Source organism: Acidovorax sp. (assembly GCF_046339755.1).
GTDB lineage: Bacteria > Pseudomonadota > Gammaproteobacteria > Burkholderiales > Burkholderiaceae_C > Acidovorax.
Genome location: NZ_JBKDTZ010000011.1, coordinates 23,455 through 30,939, shown reverse-complemented (window position 1 = coordinate 30,939; position 7,485 = coordinate 23,455). Strand labels below are relative to the sequence as shown.

Sequence of the window (7,485 nt, the reverse complement as noted above, 5' to 3'; positions counted from 1 at the left end):
ACGCAGGCCCCTGTCGATCGCGAATGGATGCGGGGTCAAGCCCGGCATGACGAAACATGAGCGCCATGGATCTCTCCCGCAAGCGCGTCTCCACCACCGAGTCGGCCTGGGTGCGCTACACCCTGATCACGGTGGCTCTGCTGTTCATGCTGCTGTTCCTGGTGCTGCCGCTGGCCGCGGTGTTCGCCGAGGCGCTGCGCAAGGGCTTTGGCGCCTACCTCGAAGGCCTGCGCGAGCCCGATGCCTGGTCGGCCATCAAGCTCACGCTGATCACGGCGCTCATCGACGTGCCGCTGAACCTGGTGTTCGGCGTGGCGGCGGCCTGGTGCATCGCCAAGTACGAGTTCAAGGGCAAGGCCTTCCTCACCACGCTGGTGGACCTGCCGTTCTCGGTCTCGCCCGTGGTGGCCGGCCTGGTCTACGTGCTGATGTTCGGCGCGCAGGGCTGGTTCGGCCCCTGGCTGCAGGCGCACGACATCAAGATCATCTTTGCCGTGCCCGGCATCGTGCTGGCCACCGTGTTCGTGACCTTTCCCTTCATCGCGCGCGAGCTGATCCCGCTGATGCAGGCCCAGGGCAACGACGAGGAGCAGGCCGCCATCGTGCTCGGCGCCACCGGCTGGCAGACCTTCTGGTACGTCACGCTGCCCAACATCAAGTGGGGCCTGCTGTACGGGGTGATTCTGTGCAATGCGCGTGCCATGGGCGAGTTCGGCGCGGTGTCGGTGGTCTCGGGCCACATCCGCGGCCAGACCAACACCATCCCGCTGCATGTGGAGATTCTCTACAACGAGTACCAATCCGTCGCCGCGTTCGCAGCCGCCTCGCTGCTGGCGCTGCTGGCGCTGGTCACCCTGGTCATCAAGTCGATTGCCGAATGGCGCAACGAGCAGGAGATGAAGGCCGCAGCCGAGCTGCCGCCCGAACGCCCTGCGCCTGGCACAGCTGGCTGAAGGAAGAAAAAACATGAGTATCGAAATTCGCAACGTCAGCAAGCAGTTCGGCGACTTCCATGCGCTGCGCGACGTAAGCCTGGACATCGCCTCGGGCGAGCTGATCGCGTTGCTCGGCCCCTCGGGCTGCGGCAAGACCACGCTCTTGCGCATCATCGCCGGCCTGGAGACGGCCGACGTGGGCACCATCCACTTCTCGGGCGAGGACACGACCGACGTGCACGTGCGTGAGCGCAACGTGGGCTTCGTGTTCCAGCACTACGCGCTGTTCCGCCACATGACCGTGTTCGAGAACGTGGCCTTCGGCCTGCGCGTCAAGCCGCGCAGCGAGCGCCCGAGCGAGGCCCAGATCAAGAAGAAGGTCACCGACCTGCTCAAGCTGGTGCAGCTCGACTGGCTGGCCGAGCGCTACCCCTCGCAGTTGTCGGGCGGCCAGCGCCAGCGCATTGCGCTGGCCCGCGCCCTGGCGGTGGAGCCCAAGGTGCTGCTGCTCGACGAGCCCTTTGGCGCGCTGGACGCCAAGGTGCGCAAGGAACTGCGCCGCTGGCTGCGCCGCCTGCACGACGAACTGCACGTCACCAGCATCTTCGTGACCCACGACCAGGAAGAGGCCCTGGAAGTGGCCGACCGCGTGGTGGTGATCAACCAGGGCCGCATCGAGCAAAGCGGCTCGCCCCAGCAGGTCTGGGACCACCCGGCCAGCCCCTTCGTCTACGGCTTTTTGGGCGACGTGAACCTGTTCCAGGGCCGCGCCCACGAGGGCCTGGTGCACCTCGACGGGATGCAGATCGCTTCGCCCGAACACGCCGATGCGCAGAACACCAAGGCTTTCGCCTATGTGCGCCCGCACGACCTCGACGTGCAGCGCTACTCGCCGGGCGTGGGCGTCGACGCCTCGGGCCGCCCCACCGGCATCGTGGCGCAGTTGAGCCGTGCCATCGTGGTCGGCCCCATCGCGCGGCTGGAACTTATTCCGTCCGACGATCACAAACCAGCGGACAATTCGACTTCCGAGACGCTGATCGAGGCACAGATCCCCGCGCAGCAGTTCAAGGAAATGGGTTTCAAGGAAGGCGAGACGCTGGTGGTGACACCGCGCCGCGCCAAGGTTTTTCTGGACCACGCCGCCAACATCTGACGCTTGCCTTGTGGCCCTTCTGGGCACCCGGGGCAGACCGGGTGTCGGGGCTTCAGCGGATTGGCCTTTGGCCGGATAACTAGGCGGGTGGCCGCAGACAGTGCTGTAGCACGGCAAGGCCACCCAACGACGTTAGGCGGTCGAAGGCCAATCCGCATGCAACAAGGATAAGAATGATGGTGTTGTTGAACTGGATCGATACGGCGCCCCGCCGCATCCTCGGGCTGATCAGCCTGGCCTGTGTGGCCATGCTGGCCTTCGGCATGTACCTGCAGCATGTGGTGGGGCTGGAGCCATGCCCCATGTGCATCGTGCAGCGCTATGCGCTGATCGGCGTGGCCGTCTTCACGGGCCTGGCCGCCGCGCGCAACACTCGGGGCTGGTGGATGTCGCTGGCCGGCATCGCCGTGCTCATCGCCGGCTTCGGCGCCTTCGTCGCCGCGCGCCAGAGCTGGCTGCAGTGGTACCCGCCCGAGGTCGCCACCTGCGGCCGCGACTTCTACGGCATGATCGAGAACTACCCCATCAGCCGCGCCATCCCCATGATCTTCCGCGGCTCGGGCGACTGTGCGGCCATCGACTGGACGTTTCTGGGTGGCTCGATTGCCAACTGGTCTTTCATCTGCTTCGTGGGCTTCGGCATCGTGATGCTGGTGCTGCTGGCGCGCCACCTCAAGGGCGGGCGTCGGGGTGGGGCGGGGTACTCGATGGCCTGAGTATTCTGTCTGTACCCATGCAAAAGGCGCTCCTCGGAGCGCCTTTTGTTTTTTTGCGAGCGGTTCGCGCAACGCAGACCCCGCTGCGGCGTCTGCGCGTGGTGCAGCGCAATCTCCACATCCGGGTTCTCGCGCGAGAAGCGCGCCAAGATGTTGGGCACGATGCCGAAGATCGCCGAGCCATACACCCCCACATCCAGCCGCCCCAGCTTGCCGCGCGCCGCCCGGTGCGCCCGGTCCGCCGCCTGGTCCACCATGCCGAAGATGGCCCGCGCATCGCGCAGCAGGGTTTCACCCGCATGGGTCAGCACCATGCCGCGGGGCGTGCGCTCGAAGAGCTGGGCGCCGACTTCGGCCTCCAGGGCCTTGATCTGTCGGGTGAGCGGGGGTTGGGACAGGTGCAGGCGCTCGGCAGCGCGGCCGAGGTGGCGTTCTTCCGCTACGGCTACGAAATAGGTTAGGCGGCGGAGGTCCATGGGGATTTTAAAGCGCGAAGGCGATGCGAAATTCAGGCGTGAAGAAGCGGCGTCAATATATGTAGATAAGGCGATTTTTTGCTTGCAAAATATTCACTTTTGACCTTATCTCTGCTGTGGCAACCGGCCTTGAGCGGGCAAGCAAGGTAAGGCTAACCCAACCGAAGGCGAAACAACTATTTAAATTGCGAAGTCATTGTCGGTACTAGTGTGCACTTGAAATTCCATTCAGGTGCCAGAAACCATTTGGTAGTAAGAAAAAATATATTACCTTTTTGAGCTGCATGACGCTTCTTCCCAAGAAGGAAGCTCACAAAGTCGATGCGCTCCTCAAAAACAGCCATCAGGTCGCCGCCGTCCATAAGAAGAATGGAGGCGCCGCCTGCTTGATGGGCTGTGACACCATCTTGAGAAAATCCATTGATTGAAAGAAATATTCCAAGCGTGTTTTCTAGTTTTGTTCGACTTTATCAGTGAATGCTGCCAGCGAAGCCTTGTTAAAAAGTTCTTTGTGCCATTTTGCTTCAAATAGATATTCTGTGCCATCAAGGGGGAAAGCACCGTCCAACTGTTCTCCGAGGTTTTTAAAAGAAGCCTTTGGATCCAAGTCAAAAAGATCGAAGAGTTCGTACATAATTCTTTCCAGCTCAAACTTACGCCCCTGTGGGTCGATTGAGCTGATTAGTGCCATATATTTATCTTTAATTGATTCAAGTTTTTGGCGAACGGCTTTGTTTTTGCGAAGTTTTTTTGCAGCTTCTTCTTGCCGTTTTTTGATTTCATCCTGTTCGCGCTTAATATCTTGATGCGGCTCCACAAGCTGCTTCAGTTGATTAACGGCATTGCGCGCTTTTTCAACCTTGGCAGGACCATCATCAAGGCGCTTAAGATGGGAAAAATCAGTCAACTTGCACAACTCGTAGCGAATTTTTGTGAGATCACCAAGATGGTTTTTGGGTTGGCGACAAGAAAATCGACCACATCAGAGGCAATCTGCCGCTTGTAGTTTTCCCAGTTGAAGTAGTTTAAAACGGCAGGATTTGAGAGGCACAGTCCTAAAAAACCGCGCAAATCGGACTTGTACCAATAGGCTGAGCATAGTGCCTTATACCAGCAGGTGAAAGCTGTTTTTTCATGGTGCTCCTATTTCGATTTTTAAAAAATTGACTAAACTACATTCGCTACACTATTAATTTTCTTTGCTGGAGTTTTTGTTAATCTCGTAATGTAAAATTTTCTCGAATTAATTATTGAGACCGAAGTTTTATAAAGCTTGGATCCTTAATACTTGGATTCATAAAGAATACCAATATAGAGGTATCCAGGATAAATTTAAACGGTCATGTCATGCTATTTAGTGTGCTGCGCTGAGCAGTTCGATAAAAAAGTGCAATCGTGCAGTTCCACTCCACTTTAGACTCTACTATGGCGACGAATGATGCTTAACGTAGTGTAGGCAAACGAGCCAAAATTTGTTGCGAAAGGAGGTTTAAAACGACAGACCTCTCTCAGAAACATCACTGCGCTAACGCCTAGTGATCGGCTAGCCTCTAGGCCGCGCATCAAATATTGAGTTGTCGATGCGTAAGTCGACTGGGCCGGGCAACAGGCCAGTGACTGGCCTACAACCTCTCTTACTGTCGCCCCAGTTGGGAAGCCCAGTCCATAGTGCATGGAAGGATATTTTCCACAACTAAATCTGGGGAATGTAGAAAATTTTCTACACCTTAACCCTCAAACAACGCTACACTTGCAGGACTTGACGACAGCCCCTTCCTTAGGATCGGCGCTTATATTCCGTACAGTCTATTGTCTGCCGCAGAAAGGCGTTTGGAGCACATGGCGACGAGTCTAAAAGGCGTTGTATCGACACTTCAGCGCGAGCTTGGTCGCGCCTTTTACGTGGTCGGGCGTCCGGATCACCCCATGCTTCTCTCAGGTCCAGATATTCTTATCGGAGGAGAAGGCAAGCTCACGGCAGTCGTCTCGGTAAGAAAACACGAGGCAACCACCAGACTGCTTGCTCGCATCACAGCTGCAAGACTCGCGCTCCCGCCCCAAACAAGGCTCCTAGCTATCGTCGCCGAAGATGCGGTTGTCCCACAGTGGGTAATGGGGAATTTTGATGAAGTTGCTGATCCACGTAGAGCGTGGCAAACAGTACGTCGGTACGCAGCCAGTGATGCCAGCCCTCGCGGTGATCTAGGGGCTCTCAAAGAGAACAAGCGCCGGCATTCGGAAAAGTTCGCTTTCGCCTTGCGCCTAGCAACCCTCAGAAGCAAACACGAGCTAGACACGGTGGCTCCAAATGTTGTTATGCAAGAACTCGCCCAAGTTAATCAAGAACTTCAACGCCACTCGGAGAACGCGCTTCGCCTGCGCCGTCCCATGGCTCAAGTTCAAGGCTCAGTGGTCGCATCAATTTCAGCTCGTGGCAAGCCTATGGAGCAACTGCGAACTCTTTGTGATGCTAGCTTTACTCATGCCTACCAATTGGATACCGGCATTCCATATGAGAAGCCAGATGCTAACCTTAATATCTTGCTCATAGAGGACTGGCCCATCGTGCGCTTCGATCCGGAGAAGCCGCTACGCTCGGCGGCCTTTGGATGCTGGATCTTGGCTAAATCATCAGGCTCAAGCGATATTGCAAATTTAATAGAGCGCTCACGCGATCCTAAGCACATGCGGAAGTGGCAAAATGCATAAGACAAGAATTCGAACACTGCAAGCGATACTTGCTGGATCCTGTGTTGGCACGAGTCCAGTTGGAATAGTCGTAATTGACGAGTTTGACGCAGTGCATCAAGCAGGGAGGATTCGCAATCCAAACCGTCGTCGAATACTCGAAGTACTCCATAGTGCCCGCGCATTGGACTCAGGGTTAAAGGCATTTGTTCAACATCATGGGTGCCAAGAGCCGGGTAAGCAACCGCCGAATGCAATGGGAGGGTATCTTCATGCACTACAGAAGCATACGATAGTGGGGCTTGGAAAAATATCAGGCACGCAGCGAACGCATTTTCAGGCTGCTATCGTATCAAAACGGAACACCTTTCTTCACGAGGCGGGCACGTTTCCAGCCAATGACGTTGAGGTGGACACGCTCCTTTCGTCGATGCACACATGTCTCGCTACAGTGGTTGCTCTATGAGCATTGACAGCGTACAACTTGCGCCAATAGGTCGTTCGACACGAGTGAACAACAGTATTGAGTCGCAAGCCCGTGCGCGAGAGCATGTGCATCACGACGCAATCCCACCGCTATATCTCGGAAGTTCACCGCTCAAACTCCGCCTTGCTCCCTTCCCCTGGTGCAGCATCAGCATAAGCAGCAACCGCGCCTTCTGCGGGCTCAAATCTCCCGCCATCACGGCACCCGCCTCGAAAGTAGTCTTGCCACCACCCTGGAACCCATACAGCGGGCACGTGCGGCCACGTGTGCACGCAGGTGGAAATGACCACCGGCACGCTCTTGGAAAGAGCGTACTTCACCGCCTCGAACATCGAGACGTTCATGTTGCCCATGCCCACAGCCTGCACTACGATGCCCTTGGCGCCTTGGTCCACGGCGTAGCGCATCAATGAACCGTCCGCGCCGCCGAACATGCTAGGATTTCGACACGGGGCATTTCGGCGGTGCCGAAGGCGATGTGCTGGCGGCGCAGCGGGGCGCGGGAGAAGACCATCTTGTCGTCCCACACCTCACCAAGAATGCCGAAGTCACCGGACTTGAAGGTTTCCACGTTGCCGGTGTGCGTCTTGGTGACGCTGCGCGCGGCGTTAATCTGGTTGTTCATGGCGACCATCACGCCCTTGCCGGTGGCCTCGGGGGTGGTGGCAATGCGGATGGCATTGAGCAGATTGCGCGGGCCGTCGAAGTCGGGCGACGAGGCGTTGCGCTGGGCGCCGATCATGACCACCGGCTTGTCGGACTTGACGGTCAGGTCCAGCCAGTAGGCCCTCTCTTCCGTGGTGTCGGCTCTGAGCGATCACCACGCCGCCGATCTTGGGCCTGGCCAGTGTCTGGATGGCGTCAGATCTTGCCTTTCGCCTTCTCTAGCCTATGGTCGCAACTCCTTCGCAGACTCGAAATAGTCGAGGGGAGCTTCAATGGGCTAGATGCGGATTGCAAGGCCTGACTCTTTACCCCAGCTTGGGCACAGGCCGGCCAGATATGTGGCGTGCCACGCCGGCTGCCT

Annotated in this window: 6 protein-coding genes and 2 pseudogenes; 5 read left to right on the top strand and 3 right to left on the bottom strand. The window is 57.6% G+C overall.

The window, feature by feature from the left end; all coding sequences use genetic code 11:
* Positions 1-65: 65 nt before the first annotated feature.
* The 3 genes from cysW (at position 66) to ACK59X_RS00980 (ending at position 2,807) form a co-directional block, all read left to right on the top strand.
* Positions 66-953 carry a sulfate ABC transporter permease subunit CysW gene (gene cysW / locus ACK59X_RS00990; protein WP_409954586.1) on the top strand — a complete coding sequence of 296 codons (888 nt, stop codon included), beginning with the start codon at positions 66-68 and terminating at the stop codon, positions 951-953.
* 13 nt (positions 954-966) lie between these two features.
* Entirely contained in the window at positions 967-2,091 is a 1,125-nt protein-coding gene (locus tag ACK59X_RS00985; RefSeq protein ID WP_409954585.1) for a sulfate/molybdate ABC transporter ATP-binding protein, read from the top strand.
* Between the two features lie 179 nt (positions 2,092-2,270).
* Positions 2,271-2,807 carry a disulfide bond formation protein B gene (locus tag ACK59X_RS00980; RefSeq protein ID WP_409954587.1) on the top strand — a complete coding sequence of 179 codons (537 nt, stop codon included), beginning with the start codon at positions 2,271-2,273 and terminating at the stop codon, positions 2,805-2,807.
* A 350-nt stretch (positions 2,808-3,157) separates the two neighbouring features.
* Here the strand turns inward: ACK59X_RS00980 and ACK59X_RS00975 are convergent.
* A pseudogene (locus ACK59X_RS00975) lies at positions 3,158-3,283 on the bottom strand (LysR family transcriptional regulator); the annotation flags it as partial.
* A gap of 284 nt (positions 3,284-3,567) precedes the next feature.
* Here ACK59X_RS00975 and ACK59X_RS00970 point away from each other — a divergent pair.
* Entirely contained in the window at positions 3,568-3,711 is a 144-nt protein-coding gene (locus ACK59X_RS00970) for a hypothetical protein (protein ID WP_409954584.1), read from the top strand.
* A 23-nt stretch (positions 3,712-3,734) separates the two neighbouring features.
* Here the strand turns inward: ACK59X_RS00970 and ACK59X_RS00965 are convergent, their stop codons facing one another.
* Positions 3,735-4,190, bottom strand: a complete 456-nt coding sequence (locus ACK59X_RS00965; RefSeq protein WP_409954583.1) for a hypothetical protein — start codon at positions 4,188-4,190, stop codon at positions 3,735-3,737.
* 932 nt (positions 4,191-5,122) lie between these two features.
* Between ACK59X_RS00965 and ACK59X_RS00960 the strand changes: the two genes are divergently transcribed.
* Positions 5,123-5,992: a hypothetical protein gene (locus ACK59X_RS00960; RefSeq protein WP_409954582.1), complete on the top strand. Its 870-nt coding sequence runs from the start codon at positions 5,123-5,125 to the stop codon at positions 5,990-5,992.
* A 536-nt stretch (positions 5,993-6,528) separates the two neighbouring features.
* On the opposite strand, the pseudogene ACK59X_RS00955 reads toward ACK59X_RS00960, so the two are convergent.
* A pseudogene (locus tag ACK59X_RS00955) lies at positions 6,529-7,324 on the bottom strand (asparaginase); the annotation flags it as partial.
* Between the last annotated feature and the right edge of the window lie 161 nt (positions 7,325-7,485).